Here is a 16964-nt window from a genome sequence, read left to right on the forward strand (position 1 = left end):
GAATGCCGATGACGGATCGTCTCGTCCGCTACGACGTCGCCGACGGCCTGGCGACGCTGACCCTGGACTCGCCGCGCAACCGCAACGCCATCTCGAGCCGGCTCGTCGCCGAGCTGCGGCAGGGTCTGTCCGACGCCGCCGCCGACGCGTCCGTCCGCGCCGTCGTCCTCACCCACACCGGCGGCACGTTCTGTGCCGGGGCCGACCTGTCCGAGGCGAGCACCGCCGCGGAGACGACACCCCAGGAACTCGCCGCGCAGCGCACGACACAGATGACCGAGCTGCTGCGCGTCATCGTCGAACTACCCAAACCGGTGATCGGACGCCTCGACGGGCACGTCCGCGCCGGCGGAATGGGGCTGGTCGGGGCGTGCGACATCGTCGTCGCCGGACCCGACACCACGTTCGCACTCACCGAGGCCCGCCTCGGGCTGGCGGCGTCGATCATCTCGCTGACGGTGATCCCTCGGCTCACGTCCCGGGCCGCCGGACGCTACTTCCTCACCGGGGAGAAGTTCGGCCCCCACGAGGCGGAGGCGATCGGACTGATCAGCGAAGCCGTCCCCGACACGGGCAAGGCGATCGGCGAACTGGCGGCCGCACTGCGGAAATGTTCCCCGCAGGGGCTCGCCGAATCGAAGAAACTCACCACGATGCGGATGCTCGCCGACTTCGACCGGTACGCGGACGGCCTCGCCCAGCAGTCCGCGCGACTGTTCGGAACCGCGGAGGCCGTCGAGGGCATGACCGCGTTCCTCCAGAAGCGGCCGCCGGCCTGGGCGGGGGAGGGGTGAAACGAGGCGAGGGCGGTGACCGTGACGGTCACCGCCCTCGCCGGGGAGATCGGGCTTACTTCTGGCCCAGCTTGCCGAGCTCGTCCAGCGAACCGGTGAAGAACACGAGGGCTTTCAGCGAGCTGTTGGCGTTGCTGGCCAGGTCGGAAACGAACTTCAGGAAGGGCAGAACCTCGGCGGAACCCATGATTTCTCCTAGCTACGTGGTGGTGAGGGAAGGTAACCCTTCCTTGCCCTGAATTAGTAACGTGTTCGAGGCCGACCCGCAATGAGATTGTGATGGAGGTAACCCTTACTTCTGGTGGCTCGACGAGAGGAAACGGATGCGTGCACCGCAACAGGACCGGAGTCGGCTGACGCGGCATCGACTGCTCGAGGCGACGGTCGACTGTCTGGTCGAGTTCGGATGGTCGGCCACCACGGTGGCGGTGGTCGCACAGCGGGCCGGCGTGTCGCGGGGTGCGGCGCAGCATCACTTCCCGACCCGAGAGGACCTCATCACCGCGGCGCTCGAGTTCATGTTCGACGGCCGGATCGAACAGGCGCGCCGGGAGATCACGGAACTGCCGGAGGGGGAGGGGCGTACCGAGGCGGTCGTCGCCCGGCTCGTCGACTACTACACGGGGACCCTGTTCAAGGCGGCGCTGCAGGTGTGGACGGCGGCGGCCGCGGACCCGGCGCTACGGGCGCGGATCCTGCCGCTGGAGGAGCGTTTCGGCCGCGTCGTGCACCGCACCGCCGTCGAGAGTCTCGGTGTCGACGACTCCGACCCTGCGGCCCGGCGCCTCGTGCAGGCCACGCTCGACTTCGCGCGCGGGCTGGGGCTCGCGGACGTGCTCACCGACGACTCGCGTCGCCGCGCCGAGATCGTGCGGTGCTGGGCCGTCCAGGTCGACGCGGCACTGGCGTCCGCACCTGCGGATCGATCGGGAATCGTCCCGTGTGACGTGCACCCGGTGCCGCCTACCTCACTTTGACCTGGCCCGGAGCTGCCAGGTATCGTTGGGGGTCGTGTCCGACCGCAGGGGTCGCTACGCAGGCTTTACTTCTGCATGCTCGGGCCGATCAGTGTGCCTATGCGAGGCATTGGCGTGCGCGTGTTGCTGTGGCTTTCCGGCCGATTTTCGGTCAGTTTCCGCAGGTACGAGCATCCGGTTGCCTGTGTAGGGGTGCGCGACACGCCCGACCTCGTGTGCACGCGGGGATGGGTGCGGGGCAGTAGCTTTCTTGCCCCAACCGATGGATCCCTAATTTCAGAACAGCCAGGATTGCTCGACTGTGTCGAGGCGAACTGGAACCTACGAAGAAAGCCGATACATGCCAACCATCAACCAGCTGGTCCGCAAGGGCCGCCGCGACAAGGCCGCCAAGGTCAAGACCGCGGCCCTGAAGGGCAGCCCGCAGCGTCGTGGCGTGTGCACCCGCGTGTACACCACCACCCCGAAGAAGCCGAACTCCGCGCTGCGGAAGGTCGCCCGCGTGCGCCTGACCAGCTCTGTCGAGGTCACCGCTTACATCCCGGGTGAGGGCCACAACCTGCAGGAGCACTCGATGGTGCTCGTCCGCGGCGGTCGTGTGAAGGACCTCCCGGGTGTGCGCTACAAGATCATCCGCGGCTCGCTCGACACGCAGGGCGTCAAGAACCGCAAGCAGGCCCGCAGCCGCTACGGCGCCAAGAAGGAGAAGAGCTAATGCCACGTAAGGGCCCCGCTCCCAAGCGCCCCCTGGTCGCCGACCCGGTCTACGGTTCGCCGCTGGTGACCCAGCTCGTCAACAAGATCCTGCTGGACGGCAAGAAGTCCACCGCCGAGCGCATCGTCTACGGTGCCCTCGAGCAGGCCCGCGAGAAGACCGGCACCGATCCGGTCGTCACCCTCAAGCGTGCGCTCGACAACGTCAAGCCCGCCCTCGAGGTCCGCAGCCGTCGCGTCGGTGGCGCCACCTACCAGGTCCCGGTCGAGGTTCGTCCGGGCCGTTCCACCACGCTGGCCCTGCGCTGGCTGGTGACCTTCTCGCGCGCCCGTCGTGAGAAGACCATGGTCGAGCGTCTCGCCAACGAACTTCTCGATGCGAGCAACGGCCTGGGCGCTGCTGTCAAGCGCCGCGAGGACACCCACAAGATGGCTGAAGCCAACAAGGCGTTCGCGCACTACCGCTGGTGATACCACGCCAGGCCGAGGGAGCCTCACGGCACAGACTCTCGGCCTGGCGTTGTCACTACTGTGTCGGTTCCGTCACCGGGCCGGCTGACAAGAATAGAAGACGTGGCCCCAGAAGGGCCGACACGATCAACGAGCGGGGAAGAATCCTGTGGCACAGGAAGTGCTGACCGACCTGAACAAGGTCCGCAACATCGGCATCATGGCGCACATCGATGCCGGCAAGACCACCACCACCGAGCGCATCCTCTTCTACACCGGTGTGAACTACAAGATCGGTGAGACCCACGACGGCGCGTCGACGACGGACTGGATGGAGCAGGAGAAGGAGCGTGGCATCACGATCACCTCCGCCGCCGTCACCTGCTTCTGGAACAACAACCAGATCAACATCATCGACACCCCGGGCCACGTCGACTTCACGGTCGAGGTCGAGCGCTCGCTGCGCGTGCTCGACGGTGCCGTTGCCGTCTTCGACGGCAAGGAAGGCGTCGAGCCCCAGTCCGAGCAGGTCTGGCGCCAGGCTGCCAAGTACGACGTGCCGCGCATCTGCTTCGTCAACAAGATGGACAAGATGGGCGCGGACTTCTACTTCACCGTGCAGACGATCATCGATCGTCTCGGTGCGAAGCCGCTCGTCCTGCAGCTGCCGATCGGCGCCGAGGACGAGTTCGACGGTGTCGTCGACCTCGTCGAGATGCGCGCGCTGACCTGGCGCGGCGTCACCGAGATCGGCACCGAGGCCACCATCGAGGAGATCCCCGCGGATCTGGCCGACAAGGCCGCCGAGTACCGCGAGAAGCTGCTCGAGACCGTTGCCGAGTCCGACGAAGCTCTCATGGAGAAGTACTTCGGCGGCGAGGAGCTCACGGTCGAGGAGATCAAGGGCGCCATCCGCAAGATGACGGTCAACTCCGAGCTGTACCCGGTGCTGTGTGGCACCGCGTTCAAGAACAAGGGCGTTCAGCCCATGCTCGACGCGGTCATCGACTACCTGCCGACCCCGCTGGACATCGGTGAGGTCGAGGGTCACAAGCTGAACGACGAGGAGACCATCCTCAAGCGCAAGCCGAGCAAGGACGAGCCGTTCTCGGCTCTGGCCTTCAAGATCGCTGCGCACCCGTTCTTCGGCAAGCTCACCTTCGTGCGCGTCTACTCGGGTCGTATCGATCCGGGTGCCCAGGTGCTCAACGCCACCAAGGGCAAGAAGGAGCGCATCGGCAAGCTCTTCCAGATGCACGCCAACAAGGAGAACCCGGTCGACGAGGCCGTGGCCGGCCACATCTACGCGATGATCGGCCTGAAGGACACCACGACCGGTGACACCCTGTGCGCGCAGGACAACCCGATCGTCCTCGAGTCGATGACGTTCCCGGACCCGGTCATCCAGGTCTCGATCGAGCCCAAGACCAAGTCCGACCAGGAGAAGCTGGGCACCGCGATCCAGAAGCTCGCCGAAGAGGACCCGACCTTCTCGGTCGAGCTGGACGAGGAGACCGGCCAGACCGTCATCGGCGGCATGGGCGAGCTGCACCTCGACATCCTCGTCGACCGTATGCGTCGCGAGTTCAAGGTCGAGGCCAACGTCGGCAAGCCGCAGGTCGCGTACCGTGAGACGATCACCAAGGCCGTCGAGAAGCACGAGTTCACCCACAAGAAGCAGACGGGTGGCTCCGGCCAGTTCGCAAAGGTCATCATCGCCCTCGAGCCGTACATCGGCGAGGACGGCGAGTCCTACGCGTTCGAGAACAAGGTCTCCGGTGGCCGCGTTCCTCGCGAGTACATCCCCTCCGTCGATCACGGCGCGCAGGATGCGATGCAGTACGGCGTGCTCGCCGGCTACCCGCTCGTGAACCTGAAGCTGACCCTGCTCGACGGCGCGTACCACGACGTCGACTCCTCGGAAATGGCCTTCAAGGTCGCCGGTTCGCAGGCGCTGAAGGAAGCTGCCCGCAAGGCCGGCCCGGTCATTCTCGAGCCCCTCATGGCTGTCGAGGTCACCACCCCCGAGGACTACATGGGTGAAGTGATCGGCGACCTCAACTCCCGCCGTGGCCAGATCCAGGCCATGGAGGAACGCAGTGGTGCCCGTGTCGTCAAGGCGCTGGTTCCGCTCTCGGAGATGTTCGGCTACATCGGTGACCTGCGGTCGAAGACCCAGGGTCGCGCGAACTTCTCCATGGTGTTCAACTCCTACGCAGAGGTTCCCTCGAACGTCTCGAAGGAGATCATCGCCAAGGCGACCGGCGAGTAACCTCGGTTTCGTCGACCGCAAGCACGACCAAGTAATAACCAACCGCACTGCTGCATACCGCAAGCACAATCAGTCCAGGAGGACATCCAGTGGCGAAGGCGAAGTTCGAGCGGACCAAGCCGCACGTGAACATCGGCACCATCGGTCACGTCGACCACGGCAAGACCACCACCACGGCTGCGATCACCAAGGTGCTGGCCGACAAGTACCCCGACCTGAACGAGAGCTTCGCTTTCGATCAGATCGACAAGGCGCCGGAGGAGAAGGCTCGTGGTATCACGATCAACATCTCCCACGTCGAGTACCAGACGGAGAAGCGTCACTACGCTCACGTCGATGCTCCGGGTCACGCCGACTACATCAAGAACATGATCACCGGCGCTGCCCAGATGGACGGCGCGATCCTGGTCGTGGCTGCTACCGACGGCCCGATGCCGCAGACCCGCGAGCACGTGCTGCTCGCTCGCCAGGTCGGCGTGCCCTACATCCTCGTTGCTCTGAACAAGGCCGATATGGTCGACGACGAGGAAATCCTCGAGCTCGTCGAGATGGAGGTCCGCGAACTGCTGGCCGGCCAGGAGTTCGACGAGAACGCTCCGGTCGTCCCGATCTCGGCGCTCAAGGCACTCGAGGGCGAAGAGAAGTGGGTTCAGTCGATCGTCGACCTCATGCAGGCCGTCGACGACTCCATCCCGGATCCGGTCCGTGAGACCGACAAGCCGTTCCTCATGCCCGTCGAGGACGTCTTCACGATCACCGGTCGTGGCACCGTCGTCACCGGTCGTATCGAGCGTGGCGTGGTCAACGTGAACGAGGAAGTCGAGATCGTCGGCATCCGCACGGAGACCACCAAGACCACGGTCACCGGCATCGAGATGTTCCGCAAGCTGCTCGACCAGGGCCAGGCCGGCGACAACGTCGGTCTGCTGGTTCGTGGCATCAAGCGCGAAGATGTCGAGCGTGGCCAGGTTGTCGTCAAGCCCGGCACCACCACCCCGCACACCGAGTTCGAGGGCCAGGCGTACATCCTGTCCAAGGACGAGGGCGGCCGTCACACGCCGTTCTTCAACAACTACCGTCCGCAGTTCTACTTCCGTACGACTGACGTGACGGGCGTTGTGACCCTGCCCGAGGGCACCGAGATGGTCATGCCCGGTGACAACACCGAGATGTCCGTCGTGCTGATCCAGCCGGTCGCCATGGACGAGGGCCTGCGCTTCGCGATCCGTGAGGGTGGCCGCACCGTCGGCGCCGGTCGCGTCACGAAGATCATCAAGTGAGCTAGTTCTCACTGACGCGAATGGCGTCCACTCCTTCGGGAGTGGACGCCATTCGGCGTTTCTGGGTACTCGTCTCGGGGCGCCTACCGGAATGCTCGGTGTGCGTGCCGCAGGAACTCGCGCAGCGCCGGGGACGGCGCCGGTTTCCACACGAGTGCGAGGACGGCGTCGACATCGGTGTCGGCGATGGGCACCGGTACGAGGTGTGGATAGGCGGCCGCCATCGACGTGCTGAGGATCGCGACGCCCAGTCCGCGGCCGGCGAGGTCGGCCACCGCGTCCGGGGCGCTGGCCTGCATGACGACCTCACCCTCGATACCGGCCGCGGCGCACTCCCGGTCGAGGACGGTGCGGACACCGGTGCCGACGGGCATGCAGATCAGAGGATGTTCGCACACGTCGGCCAGGCGTACCGGTGCCGACGCGGTCAGTGGATGTCCGGGTTCGACGAGGGCCGTGATCCGCTCGGAGACGACCGTCAGGGTGTCCAGGTCTGTCGGTGGGCCGCCCGCGAGCCCGACGAGAGCGACGTCGAGGTGTCCTGTCCGGACACGGTCGAGCAGGACGTCCGAGATGTCTTCGACGAGATCGACGCCGATGCCCGGATGGGCGCGGCGGCAGGCGGCCAGGGCGTCGAACAGCGGGGTGACGGTGCAGGCGGTGACCATGCCCACCGACAACTGCCCGCGGACCAGCTGATTGACGTCGTCCACGGCCTCGTGGACGGACCGGGCCGCGGCGAGTGCGGCGCGCGCATGCGGCAGGGAGGCCTTCCCGGCGACCGTGAGTGCGGCGGTGCGGGCGGTCCGATCGAACAGGGGTGTTCCCAGTTCGTTCTCGAGTTGTCGGATCTGGGCGCTGATTCCGGATTGGCTGATGTGGACGCGGGCAGCGGCACGCGTGAAGTTGGCTTCCTCGGCGACCGCGACGAAGTAGGTGAGCTGACGCAGTTCCATGAGCTGTGATTCTAGTTTCGAGAAGAAGTAGCTGTTGGACTTCTGCTCGGGGGGATTCGATCCTGGAGGAGTAGGGATTCGAGGAAAGGAACCGGGCCATGACACAGCACGAGCGGGAGAAGGCGATGACCCCTGAGGACATCACCCGGCTGTTCGTCGAACGCTCCAACGCGGGGGACTCCGACGGAGTGGCCGCCCTGTATGCAGAGGATGCGGTGATGGCCTACCCGCCGGGGTCGGTCACCGTCGGGAGGGCTGCGATCCGGGAGCTGTGGGCAGGGGTGCTCGCGCATGCTCCGCACTTCGAGCCCGAGCCGCCGCTGCCGACACTCGTCAGCGGTGATCTGGCCCTGACGGCGACCCCGCCGCGGGACGGGGCCGGGGCGCGAGCGCAGGTGGTGCGCCGGCAGTCGGACGGCAGCTGGCTGCGGGTGTTGGACCAGCCGGAGTTAGCCCGCCCCGACGCCACTCGCTGACCCCGCCGTCAGCCGTCGCGGGTGCGTGTGGGCGCCGGGTCTGCCCGGTCGAGGTGCAGCAGCACCCGCACGGCGACGTCGGTGACGGCGGCGCCGCCGAGCGCGGCGGTCGTGGTCGCGGCGATCCGGTCGGCGGCCGCGAGCAGTGCGGGGACGTCGGCGTGTGGGTCGGCGTCGAGAACGATCTGGAGGGTGGGGAGTCCGCGGTCGGAGACGGCCCGGCCGCGGGCGCGTCGGACCCCGGGGAGCGCGGCGAGTTCGGTGGCGACTCCGGTCGCGATCGGGCCGAGGTCGATCGCGACGGGGGTGTCGGTGCTGGTCTCGAGCATCGTGCCGGCGGCGGTGCGCCGGCGGGTGAGGTCGACGGCGAGGACGACGACACCGAGGACGAGGCAGGCGGCGAGTGTCGCGCCCAGCGCCCACGTCCACCAGGACTGGTCGGGGAGTGCGGTGACCCGGTCCCGGTCGACGCGGCCGACGGTGTCGCGGACGGTGGTGACACCCTGCTCCCAGGCGAGGGCCGCCGCCCCGACCGCGGCGAGGGCGAGTCCGGCGGCGAGGACGAGGAGACGGTTGAGGGCCGCCGCGCCGCGCTTCATGCGGTGCCTCGTGGCCGGCGGGTCTTCACGGTCACCCGCAGGGGCCGGTCGAGGACGGTCAGGGAGTCGGTGACGGCGTCGGCCACCGCGTCCTCGAGTCCGGTCGGGGCGCCCTCGGGTGGTGTGGTCACCTGGACGGTGGCGCGGCGACGGTTCACGGTGGTGTGCGCGGTCCGTACGCCGGCGACGGTCCCGGCGCGGACACTGCACAGGCGGGCGATGTCGACGGGGCGCAGCCACACCGTGGGGGCGCTGCCGTCCGGGCGGCGCCGGGTGGGGACGTGGGTGCGGGTGCGCGGCGCGAGCGCCAGGAGGACGAGCAGGACACCGACGACCAGCGCGGCGAGGGAGGCGGGGACGAGCCACCGCTCCCAGTGCAGGCGCGCCACCCATTCGACGCTGTTGCGGATCCACGGCACCCCGGAGATCGTGCCGCGCACGATGAGCAGTTCGCGGGCGGTGGCGGCGGCGACGGCGAGTAGTCCGACGGCGATCGCGACGGCGGCGGGCACGGCGGCGGGTGTGGCGGCGGGCGGCCGGGGTGCGACGACGGTGTCGGCGGCGACCGGTGCCGGGCCGGTGGGGTTGTCGGCGGGGTCGGTGTCCGGCGGGGCGGGGACGGTGCCGGCGACGTACACGCCGAGCCGGTGCAGCGGCAGCCCGGAGAGGTGTTCGACGCGGTCCCCGACCTCTCCGTGGACGCGTCGGGTCAGTTCGGCGACGTCGCACGGCCACTGCACACCGAGGTACAGGTTGACGGCGACGGATCGGCTGCCGGTGGACACGTCGGCGCGGGGCAGGTCGCGTCCGGTGAGGCGGGTCAGTCCGTTGCGGTGCGGGACGACGCCGGGTACCTGCAGGGCCGCGGTGGTGGCGATCTTCGCGATCGCGCGGTCCTTGACGACGAGTCGGCCGCGGTTGCCGGGGTCGTCCGCGGGGGCCGGGGCGGGGACGGGATCAGCCACGGCCGCGGGACCGCAGGATGGCTCCGAGGTCGAGGTGGCCGTCGCGGTGCGCGCCGATCGCCATGCCGACGGCGCCGAGGAGGACGGCGAAGACGAATCCGCTGAAGCCGCCGAGGATCCCGGCGAGCGCCAGGAGTAGTCCCGCGAGCAGTCCCATGCTCGTGCTGGTCATGGCCGGCTCTCCTTCTCGAGGTTCTCGGTGGTGACGTCCTCGATGGTGACGTCGACGGGGACGGCCACGATCGGGTGGACGGCGGTTCGGATCCGCTGCGCGGTCGCGAACAGGTCGATCGGGTAGCGGACGGTCACGTGGACGGCGCAGTGGCCGTCGTCGACGCGGATGCCGGTGACGCGGCGTCCGGGCAGGTAGGTGGCGACGGTGCCGAACTCGCCGCCGTGCAGGCCGGTCACGCCGGGCACGGACAGCGCCGCGGCCGCCGCGCGGTCGATGTCGGCCGGTCCGGGTGCGGTCACTGGACCCGCGGCCGCGTCTCGGGGTCGGCGGCCGGATCGTCGTCGAGGAGGACGACGTCGAAGACGGTGATGTTCACTTCGGTGACCTCGAGGCCGGTCATGGTCTCGACGGCGGCGATCACGTTGCGCCGGATGCCGACGGCCAGTTCGTGCAGGGCGACCCCGTATTCGGCGACGATGCCGATGTCGATGGCGGCCTGCTTCTCGCCGACCTCGACGGCGATGCCCTGCCCGTGGTTGACGCGGGCGCCGGGGATGCGGTCGCGCAGGGCACCGACGGCGCGGGCGGTGCCGCCGCCGACGTCGTGGACGCCGCTGACCTCGCGGGTGGCGATTCCGGCGATCTTGGCGACCACGGCGTCCGCGATGATCGTCCTGCCGTGCGCGTCGATCAGGTCGTGGGACGCGCTCGCCCCGAATCGGATTCGTCCGCTGTCGGTGCCGGTGAAGTCGGCACCGGGATCTGTCGCCATCGTCGCTCCTCGTTCGGCGTCGTACCCGCGTCGGCGCCGGTTCGTGTTCAACTCTAGTGAGTCGGCGGCATCGTCGCCGGTTCGCCGCACCGTGGCGGACGGGGTATCGGTGAGCACGCGAACTTTGGTAGAACATGTTCCAGTTGTGGCGTGGCTCGTGCGAGGGCGCCGGGTGACGGAGGGTGGACGGAAATGAGCAATCGTGCAGGGGCCGACGGGCCGGTCGTGATCGTCGGGGCCGGGCTCGCCGCCGTCCGCGCGGTGGAGGAGCTGCGGCAGTCCGGGTACGCGGGGGCACTGATCCTCGTCGGCGACGAGACGCACCTGCCGTACGACCGGCCGCCGCTGTCGAAGGACGTCGTCCGCGGCGAGAACGACGACACGACGCTGCGCCCGCAGGAGTTCTACGACGAGCAGCGCGTCGACCTGCGACTGGGGACGGCAGCCACCGGGGTGGACCGGGAGCGCCGGGTGCTACTGCTCGCCGACGGCAGCGAGATCGGCTACGGCGACCTGATCGTCGCGACGGGCCTGCGTCCGCGCCGCATCCCGGGCCTGCCGGACCTCGCCGGGGTGCACGTGCTGCGCTCGGTCGAGGAGAGCCGGGCGCTGCGCGCCGACCTGCGTCCGGGGGCGCGGGCGCTGGTCGTCGGTGCCGGGTTCATCGGCTGCGAACTCGCCGCGAGCATGCGGGCCCTCGGCCTCGACGTCGTGCTGGTGGAGCCGCAGTCGGCGCCGCTCGCGTCGGTGCTGGGCGAGCAGGTCGGCGCGCTGGTCGGGCGTCTGCACACCGAGGAGGGTGTCGACGTGCGGGCCGGTGTCGGGTTGGCGTCGCTCACCGGCGACGACCGGGTGCGCACGGCCGTCCTGTCCGACGGCACCGAGATCGCGGTGGATGTCGTCGCGATCGGGATCGGTTCGGTGCCGGTCACCGGGTGGCTCGACGGGTCCGGGATCGCCGTCGGGAACGGGGTGTTGTGCGACGAGGTGGGCCGCACCGACGACCCGCACGTGTGGGCGATCGGCGATGTCGCGGCGTGGCGGCACACCGTCGGCGGGCACAAGCGCGTCGAACACTGGAGCAATGCCGGTGACCAGGCGAAGATCCTCGCCGGTGCGCTCACCGGGACCGGGGACCCGGACGCGCCCGCGCAGGTCCCGTACTTCTGGAGCGACCAGTACGGGCTGAAGATCCAGGCGCTCGGCACCGTGTCCGCCGCCGACGACGTGCACGTGGTCAAGGACGACGGCCGCAAGTTCGTCGTCTACTACTCGAGCGGCGGCGCGCTGACGGCGGTCGTGGGACTGGGCTCGGCGGGCGCGGTGATGAAGATGCGCGCGAAGGTCGCGGAGGGAGCACTGGTCGCGGAACTGCTGGCCCCGGCCTGATCCACCTGCGTCCGGGACGGTCACCCGACCGGGCTAGATTTGTCGGGTGATCGTTGCGCTCATCGACTCGGGTCTGGGACTGCTCCCGACGTCCGCATGGCTGCGCCGGATGCGCCCCGATCTGGACCTGATGTTGTCGATGGACCCGGACGGCGCGCCGTGGGGTCCTCGGGACCCGCAGTGGGTGATCGACCGGGTCGTCGGCACCGCCCGTCGGGCCGTCGACCGGGGCGCCGAGGTGGTGGTGCTGCCGTGCAACACGGCGAGCGTCACCGCGCTCGAGCATGTGCGCGCCGATCTCGGACCGGACGTGCCCGTGGTCGGGACGGTGCCGGCGATCAAACCGGCGGCCGCGATGTGCGACTCGGTCGCGATCTGGGCCACCGCGGCCACCACCGCGAGCACCTATCAGGCCGGCCTCGTCGAGCAGTTCGCGAACGGTAGCTCCGTCGTCGGCGTCGCATGCCACGGACTGGCCGACGCGATCGACCGCGGCGACCGGGACTCTGCTGCTGCCGCGATCGCCGCGGCCGCCGCCCGCACCCCCGGCGACGTCACCGGCGTCGTCCTCGGCTGCACCCACTACCCGCTGATGGCCGACGAGATCGCGGCACGCCTGCCGGCGGGGGTGCTGCTGTTCGACAGTGCCGAGGCGGTCGCGGCGCAGACCCTGCGGCGCATCGACGCGCTGGGCCGCGACACGACCGGTCGCGGCACGGTCGAGATCCTGCTCAGTGGGATGCCGGGAGAGTTGCCGGCGAGCGCGGCCCGGTTCGATGCCGGCCGCCTGCTGCTCGCGGCGCCGTCCCGCTGACCCGGCCGTCACCCCAGTTGCACCATGCCGGCGGCGACGACGCGGGCGACGCTGCCGAGTTCGGCGCGGTGCTCGTCGCGGTCGCGTATCCGGGTGCCGGACATCGCGGTCACGGCCGCGACCCACGCGTCGGCGCAGTCCCGCAGGGTGCCGGGCCGGATCGGGGCGGCGGTGCTGGCCTGCAGGATCCGCACGGTCGCGTCCCGCAGACCGGCCCGGAAGCGTCGCAGATGCTCGCGGACGTCGGGGCGGGTACCGGCCTCGCGGTACACGATCGCCCGCATGGCGCCGCCGTGGTGGTCGCGCGCGGTGAGGGCGTCGTCGAGGTTCACCAGGCTCGCCGCCGGATCACCCCGCGCGACGAGCGGGCCGAGGTCGTCGAGTGGCGCCGTGGGCAGTCGTTCGGTGAGCAGCGCGGCGAGAATGTCCGGTTTGGTGGGGAAGTAGTAGAAGATCAGGCCTTTCGGGACGTCCGCCGCCGCCGCGATGGCGGCGGTGGACGTGGCGTCGAACCCACGCGCGGCAATGAGATCCTCGGCCGCGTCGAGGATCGCCGCACGCGTGTCAGTGCGCGGCGACACCGCCGTGGCCGTGCATGCGGGCGTTCATCGCGGGCATACCGACGACGGAGACCGTCACCGTCAGTGCACCGACGACCCACGCCGTCCAGGAGGCCGACGACATGGCGTGGAAGTTCATCACCCACGGGGAGATGAACATCAGGACGCCGAGCACGCCCATCGCGTAGTCCGCCGCCGCGATGCCGGGGCGGGCCATGTGCGCCAGACCGGCCACGGCGACGAGCACACCGAGCACGATCAGGGACCAGCGGGCACCGGTGTTCGTGTCCAGCCACAGTGGGGACAGGGCCGCGAACGCGCCGATGATCACGGCCGCGTAGTCCTGCCAACGAGTTGAAGCCTTCATGGCGCGCCTCCTCGAGGAGAAACCGTCCCCCGAGTTCAGTGTCGCGCCGACTGACCGGTCGATCAAGATTGCCCGGATTGCACTACGGCCACAGAATTGTGCAGTTCAGGCCACGTCGACGACTGTGGCCGAATGTCACACACGTTCAGTCGGACCGAACGCATGTGACATTCGGCCACAAGTACGCGCGAAAGAGAGTCGAGCGTCAGAACTCGATCTTGAGGGTGTCGCTCACCGGGCGGGCCTGGCAGCCCAGGATGTAGCCGTTGTCGATGTCCTCCTGGTCGAGGACGCCGGAGTGTTCCATCTCGACCTTGCCCTCGAGGACGGTGCAGGCGCAGGAGCCGCACTCGCCTTCCTGGCAGGAGTAGGGCACGTCCAGGCCCTTCGACAGCATGACGTCGACGAGGGTCTGCTTGCGCGGCCAGCTGAGTTCGTGGGTCTCGCCGTCGAGTTCGACCTGGACGGTGGCGGCGTCGGCGGCCTCCTCCTCGGAGACCTCCTCGAGCACGACGTCCTGGAACGGGTCGCCGGCGAGGGAGTTGAACACCTCGGCGTGGACCTGGGCGCGCGGCATGCCGGCCTGTGCGAGGGCGTCGTGGACGGTGTCCATGAACGGGCCGGGGCCGCACATGAACGCCTCGTGCGAGGTGAACGGCGCGGCGAGCGTCGCGAACTGGGCTGCGGTGGGCAGGCCCTGCACGGACAGGATCCAGTGGATGATCGTCAGCCGGTCGGCGTGCTTGGCGGCCAGGTCGCGCAGCTCGGCGGCGAAGATGACGGAGTTCTCGTCGTTGTTGGCGTAGACGAGGACGACCTTGCCCTTGCCCTCGGTGAGTGCCGACTTGAGGATCGACATGACCGGGGTGATGCCGCTGCCGGCACCGAAGAGCAGGAAGTCGTGGTCGAGGGACTTGGGCGTGAAGACGCCGGACGGGGGCAGGACCTCGATCCGGTCGCCCACCGAGACGTTGTCGCACAGCCAGTTGGAGCCGTAGCCGTCGACGGTGCGCTTGACGGTGACCTTGGGGGCGTCGTCGGTGAACGGCGAGCTCGCGAGCGAGTAGCAGCGGGCAACGGAGCCGGTCTGTTCGCTGGGGATGCGCAGCGTCAGGAACTGTCCGGGCTTGTAGTCGAACTTGCTCTTCATGTCCGCGGGGACGTCGAAGACCAGCGATCGCGAGTCGGGGGTCTCCTCGATCACCCCGGACACGGTGAGCACCGCGGATCGAGAGCTGTGCGGCACGTCGATTGTGGTCATGCGAACTCTGGTCCTCTCGTGGATCACGCCCCACACGCATAGAACGTGTTCTAGTTTCAGCGTAGCAGCGTAGCGACGCTACCGGGGAGAGCGTAATTCTCCGTTTTCGGCTCCCGCTGATCGGGAGCGGCTCGGGTGCAGCGGCCGGGGACTCGGGCCGTCAGGCCTCGAGGACGAGCCAGCCGCCGTGGTGGTCGAACACCTCGAACGGGCGGCCTGTCGAGGTGCCGAGGTCGTGCAGGGCGTCGGTGTCGAATGTACGCACATGCCCGTGGCAGGCCGTCGCCACGTCCTCGTACGGCACCGCGATCACGACGCGTCGGCGGGCGATCCGCAGTGCCTCGGCGACGATCTGCGCCGTGACTGTTGCATTTACGTGTTCGAGCAGGTGGACCGCGGTGACGGTGTCGGCGTGGTCGTCGGGGACCGGGACGTGCGCGGCGTCGCACACCAGGGTGGCGATGTCGAGGCCGAGGGTGGGGGCGACCGCGTCGAGCAGGGTCATGGTGCCGGGCAGGATGTCGGTCGCGGTGACGGGCACGCCGGCGCGGGCCAGGCGCAGCGGCAGGAACCCGAAGCACGAGCCCAGGTCGAGGACGCTGCCGCGGACCAGGTCGGCGGCCCGGTCGTGGATCGGGGCGAAGTCGGCGGTGCCGTCCATCAGTTCGGTGAGCGAGTTGCGGTAGTACGTCGTCCACGATTCGAGGGCGCCGGGCACCGTCGAGCGCACCAACCCCACCATCGTCAGCTCGAACTCGGTCTGCCCGAAGTCGGCGTCGCCGATCGACGCGGTCACCTCCGCGACGAGGCGTTCGCTCAGCGACTCGGGGCCCAGGGAGTGCCGCACGTGCAGGCGGTCGCCGTCGCGGACGAGTTCGATGGGTCCGGACGGGACCTTCTCGACGGTGACGTGGTCGTGGGACCAGCGGCCGGGCGGGCAGGGGGCGAGGGAGTCGAGCGTCGTGGTCATCGGTCCTCGTTCGGTGCGGGTGAGTTCAGGTCGGACAGGCTCGTGTGGAGCAGGCGGCTGCCGCGGGCGAGCAGGTCGATCAGGTCGGACGCGTCGTCGGCCAGCCAGCTCTCGTACGCGGCCAGGGCGACCCCGAGCAGCAGGTAGCCGACGGTGCGCGGCAACTGGTCGGTGGGGGAGATCCCGAGCCGGCGGGCCACGTACTCGGCGACGACGCGGCGCCACCCGTCGTACATGACGACCGAGTACGCCTGCAGTGCCGGCACCACGAAGATCAGCCGCATCCGTTCCCGGTGGTCGGACGCCACCTCCGGCGGAAACGTGTTGAACGCCAACAGGGCCGAGACGAGGCCGTCGAGGACGGGGACGTCGTCGGGGACCTCGGCGAGCATCGTGCGCATCTCCGCCAGGTGCGCGTCGAAGTCGCCCCACGGGACGGCGTTCTTCGACGGGAAGTACCGGAAGAACGTGCGACGGGCGATGCCGGCGGCCTCGGCGATGTCGTCGACGCTGGTGTCGTCGAATCCGCGCGTGGCGAACAGCTCGATGCCGGCCGACGCGATGCGGTCACGGGTGGTGGTCGGCCGACGGCCGATCCGCGACGACGGATTTCTACGGGTGCGCACTGCTGTGACCTCCTTCACTAGTCATTGTGCACCGGATGCCATTACAGTGGTGAACCGAGTCACAGTGAACACGTCACTCTGACCGGAAGGACCCCGGCCGGGGTCCGTTTTCGAGGAGGAACCGATGTCCGATCGCGACAACACCACCGAGAGCCAGCTCGTCGAGGAGTCCCTCGTCGAAGAGGTGTCCATCGACGGCATGTGCGGCGTGTACTGACCGTGTCCGAACAAGCCGTCGACGCAGTGGTGTCGGTCGGCACGATCGATCCGGACGCGGCGTGGAAGCTCCACCCGCAGGTAGCGCTGCGCCCCGAGCCTTTCGGGGCGCTGCTCTACCACTTCGGGACGCGCAAGCTGTCGTTCCTGAAGAACCGGATCATCGTCGAGATCGTCGAATCGCTGCCCCAGCATCCGAGCATCGGGGCGGCCCTCGCCGCCCACGGCGTCACCGAAGACGCGGCGCGCCCGTACCTGCGCGCCCTCGAGACCCTGGCCGAGTCGCGCATGATCGTGCCGGCCTGAGCCCCGTCTCTCCACGCCCTGCACC

Annotated in this window: 23 protein-coding genes; 11 read left to right on the forward strand and 12 right to left on the reverse strand. The window is 69.0% G+C overall.

Features of this window, described 5'->3' with window-relative positions; translation table 11 throughout:
- Positions 1-8: 8 nt before the first annotated feature.
- Positions 9-794: an enoyl-CoA hydratase family protein gene (locus E0497_RS11495; RefSeq protein ID WP_137724932.1), complete on the forward strand. Its 786-nt coding sequence runs from the start codon at positions 9-11 to the stop codon at positions 792-794.
- A gap of 55 nt (positions 795-849) precedes the next feature.
- On the opposite strand, the gene E0497_RS20980 is transcribed toward E0497_RS11495, so the two are convergent.
- The gene (locus E0497_RS20980) at positions 850-981 is read right to left on the reverse strand and encodes a hypothetical protein (RefSeq protein ID WP_277751681.1); all 132 of its coding nucleotides are present in this window, start codon (positions 979-981) and stop codon (positions 850-852) included.
- A 136-nt stretch (positions 982-1117) separates the two neighbouring features.
- On the opposite strand from E0497_RS20980, the gene E0497_RS11500 reads away from it, so the two are divergent.
- The 5 genes from E0497_RS11500 (at position 1118) to tuf (ending at position 6487) form a co-directional block, all read left to right on the forward strand.
- Positions 1118-1771 (forward strand): TetR/AcrR family transcriptional regulator, encoded by a 654-nt coding sequence (locus tag E0497_RS11500; RefSeq protein WP_241665841.1) that lies wholly within the window; start codon positions 1118-1120, stop codon positions 1769-1771.
- A 340-nt stretch (positions 1772-2111) separates the two neighbouring features.
- Positions 2112-2486, forward strand: coding sequence for a 30S ribosomal protein S12 (gene rpsL, locus E0497_RS11505; RefSeq protein WP_127915634.1), 375 nt, complete (start codon positions 2112-2114; stop codon positions 2484-2486).
- Positions 2486-2956 carry a 30S ribosomal protein S7 gene (rpsG, locus tag E0497_RS11510; protein ID WP_007531707.1) on the forward strand — a complete coding sequence of 157 codons (471 nt, stop codon included), beginning with the start codon at positions 2486-2488 and terminating at the stop codon, positions 2954-2956. The genes rpsL and rpsG overlap by 1 nt, the downstream gene beginning before the upstream one ends.
- A 148-nt stretch (positions 2957-3104) precedes the next feature.
- Entirely contained in the window at positions 3105-5207 is a 2103-nt protein-coding gene (gene fusA / locus E0497_RS11515; protein WP_137724933.1) for an elongation factor G, read from the forward strand.
- An 89-nt stretch (positions 5208-5296) separates the two neighbouring features.
- Complete coding sequence (gene tuf / locus E0497_RS11520; protein ID WP_137724934.1) at positions 5297-6487, forward strand: elongation factor Tu; 1191 nt, start codon at positions 5297-5299, stop codon at positions 6485-6487.
- Positions 6488-6570: 83 nt separating this feature from the next.
- Here the strand turns inward: tuf and E0497_RS11525 are convergent, their stop codons facing one another.
- The gene (locus tag E0497_RS11525) at positions 6571-7443 is read right to left on the reverse strand and encodes a LysR family transcriptional regulator (protein WP_137724935.1); all 873 of its coding nucleotides are present in this window, start codon (positions 7441-7443) and stop codon (positions 6571-6573) included.
- 98 nt (positions 7444-7541) lie between these two features.
- On the opposite strand from E0497_RS11525, the gene E0497_RS11530 reads away from it, so the two are divergent.
- On the forward strand, positions 7542-7919 hold the full coding sequence (locus E0497_RS11530; RefSeq protein ID WP_137724936.1) for a YybH family protein: 378 nt from the start codon (positions 7542-7544) through the stop codon (positions 7917-7919).
- A gap of 8 nt (positions 7920-7927) precedes the next feature.
- Here the strand turns inward: E0497_RS11530 and E0497_RS11535 are convergent, their stop codons facing one another.
- The 5 genes from E0497_RS11535 to E0497_RS11555 are packed head-to-tail and all read right to left on the reverse strand — an operon-like array spanning position 7928 to position 10430.
- Positions 7928-8518, reverse strand: a complete 591-nt coding sequence (locus E0497_RS11535) for a hypothetical protein (protein WP_137724937.1) — start codon at positions 8516-8518, stop codon at positions 7928-7930.
- On the reverse strand, positions 8515-9483 hold the full coding sequence (locus tag E0497_RS11540; protein ID WP_137724938.1) for a DUF6286 domain-containing Asp23/Gls24 family envelope stress response protein: 969 nt from the start codon (positions 9481-9483) through the stop codon (positions 8515-8517). The genes E0497_RS11535 and E0497_RS11540 overlap by 4 nt, the downstream gene beginning before the upstream one ends.
- The gene (locus tag E0497_RS11545) at positions 9476-9655 is read right to left on the reverse strand and encodes a DUF2273 domain-containing protein (protein ID WP_137724939.1); all 180 of its coding nucleotides are present in this window, start codon (positions 9653-9655) and stop codon (positions 9476-9478) included. The genes E0497_RS11540 and E0497_RS11545 overlap by 8 nt, the downstream gene beginning before the upstream one ends.
- Positions 9652-9957, reverse strand: a complete 306-nt coding sequence (locus E0497_RS11550) for an Asp23/Gls24 family envelope stress response protein (protein WP_137724940.1) — start codon at positions 9955-9957, stop codon at positions 9652-9654. The genes E0497_RS11545 and E0497_RS11550 overlap by 4 nt, the downstream gene beginning before the upstream one ends.
- Positions 9954-10430, reverse strand: coding sequence for an Asp23/Gls24 family envelope stress response protein (locus E0497_RS11555; protein ID WP_137724941.1), 477 nt, complete (start codon positions 10428-10430; stop codon positions 9954-9956). The genes E0497_RS11550 and E0497_RS11555 overlap by 4 nt, the downstream gene beginning before the upstream one ends.
- Before the next feature lie 192 nt (positions 10431-10622).
- Here E0497_RS11555 and E0497_RS11560 point away from each other — a divergent pair, with 192 nt between their 5' ends.
- A complete protein-coding gene (locus E0497_RS11560; protein WP_137724942.1) occupies positions 10623-11819 on the forward strand; it encodes an NAD(P)/FAD-dependent oxidoreductase in 1197 nt (398 codons plus the stop codon).
- Positions 11820-11865: 46 nt separating this feature from the next.
- Positions 11866-12633, forward strand: a complete 768-nt coding sequence (locus tag E0497_RS11565) for a glutamate racemase (RefSeq protein WP_137724943.1) — start codon at positions 11866-11868, stop codon at positions 12631-12633.
- 8 nt (positions 12634-12641) lie between these two features.
- Here the strand turns inward: E0497_RS11565 and E0497_RS11570 are convergent, their stop codons facing one another.
- The 5 genes from E0497_RS11570 to mftR all read right to left on the reverse strand — a co-directional run bounded on the left by E0497_RS11570 (position 12642) and on the right by mftR (position 16417).
- The gene (locus E0497_RS11570; RefSeq protein ID WP_137724944.1) at positions 12642-13214 is read right to left on the reverse strand and encodes a TetR/AcrR family transcriptional regulator; all 573 of its coding nucleotides are present in this window, start codon (positions 13212-13214) and stop codon (positions 12642-12644) included.
- Positions 13198-13560 (reverse strand): SPW repeat domain-containing protein, encoded by a 363-nt coding sequence (locus E0497_RS11575; RefSeq protein ID WP_137724945.1) that lies wholly within the window; start codon positions 13558-13560, stop codon positions 13198-13200. Before E0497_RS11575 ends, E0497_RS11570 begins: the two co-directional genes overlap by 17 nt.
- Positions 13561-13765: 205 nt before the next feature.
- Positions 13766-14821 carry a ferredoxin--NADP reductase gene (locus tag E0497_RS11580; RefSeq protein ID WP_137724946.1) on the reverse strand — a complete coding sequence of 352 codons (1056 nt, stop codon included), beginning with the start codon at positions 14819-14821 and terminating at the stop codon, positions 13766-13768.
- 160 nt (positions 14822-14981) lie between these two features.
- Positions 14982-15791, reverse strand: coding sequence for a mycofactocin oligosaccharide methyltransferase MftM (mftM, locus tag E0497_RS11585; RefSeq protein ID WP_137724947.1), 810 nt, complete (start codon positions 15789-15791; stop codon positions 14982-14984).
- Positions 15788-16417: a mycofactocin system transcriptional regulator gene (gene mftR, locus E0497_RS11590; RefSeq protein ID WP_137724948.1), complete on the reverse strand. Its 630-nt coding sequence runs from the start codon at positions 16415-16417 to the stop codon at positions 15788-15790. The genes mftM and mftR overlap by 4 nt, the downstream gene beginning before the upstream one ends.
- A gap of 124 nt (positions 16418-16541) precedes the next feature.
- Between mftR and mftA the strand changes: the two genes are divergently transcribed.
- Both mftA and mftB read left to right on the forward strand, forming a co-directional pair.
- Positions 16542-16634 (forward strand): mycofactocin precursor MftA, encoded by a 93-nt coding sequence (gene mftA, locus E0497_RS11595; RefSeq protein ID WP_137724949.1) that lies wholly within the window; start codon positions 16542-16544, stop codon positions 16632-16634.
- Between the two features lie 2 nt (positions 16635-16636).
- A complete protein-coding gene (mftB, locus tag E0497_RS11600; RefSeq protein ID WP_137724950.1) occupies positions 16637-16939 on the forward strand; it encodes a mycofactocin biosynthesis chaperone MftB in 303 nt (100 codons plus the stop codon).
- Positions 16940-16964: the final 25 nt, after the last annotated feature.

Origin of the sequence: Prescottella subtropica (assembly GCF_005434945.1) — a bacterium.
In the GTDB taxonomy this organism is placed as follows: domain Bacteria; phylum Actinomycetota; class Actinomycetes; order Mycobacteriales; family Mycobacteriaceae; genus Prescottella; species Prescottella subtropica.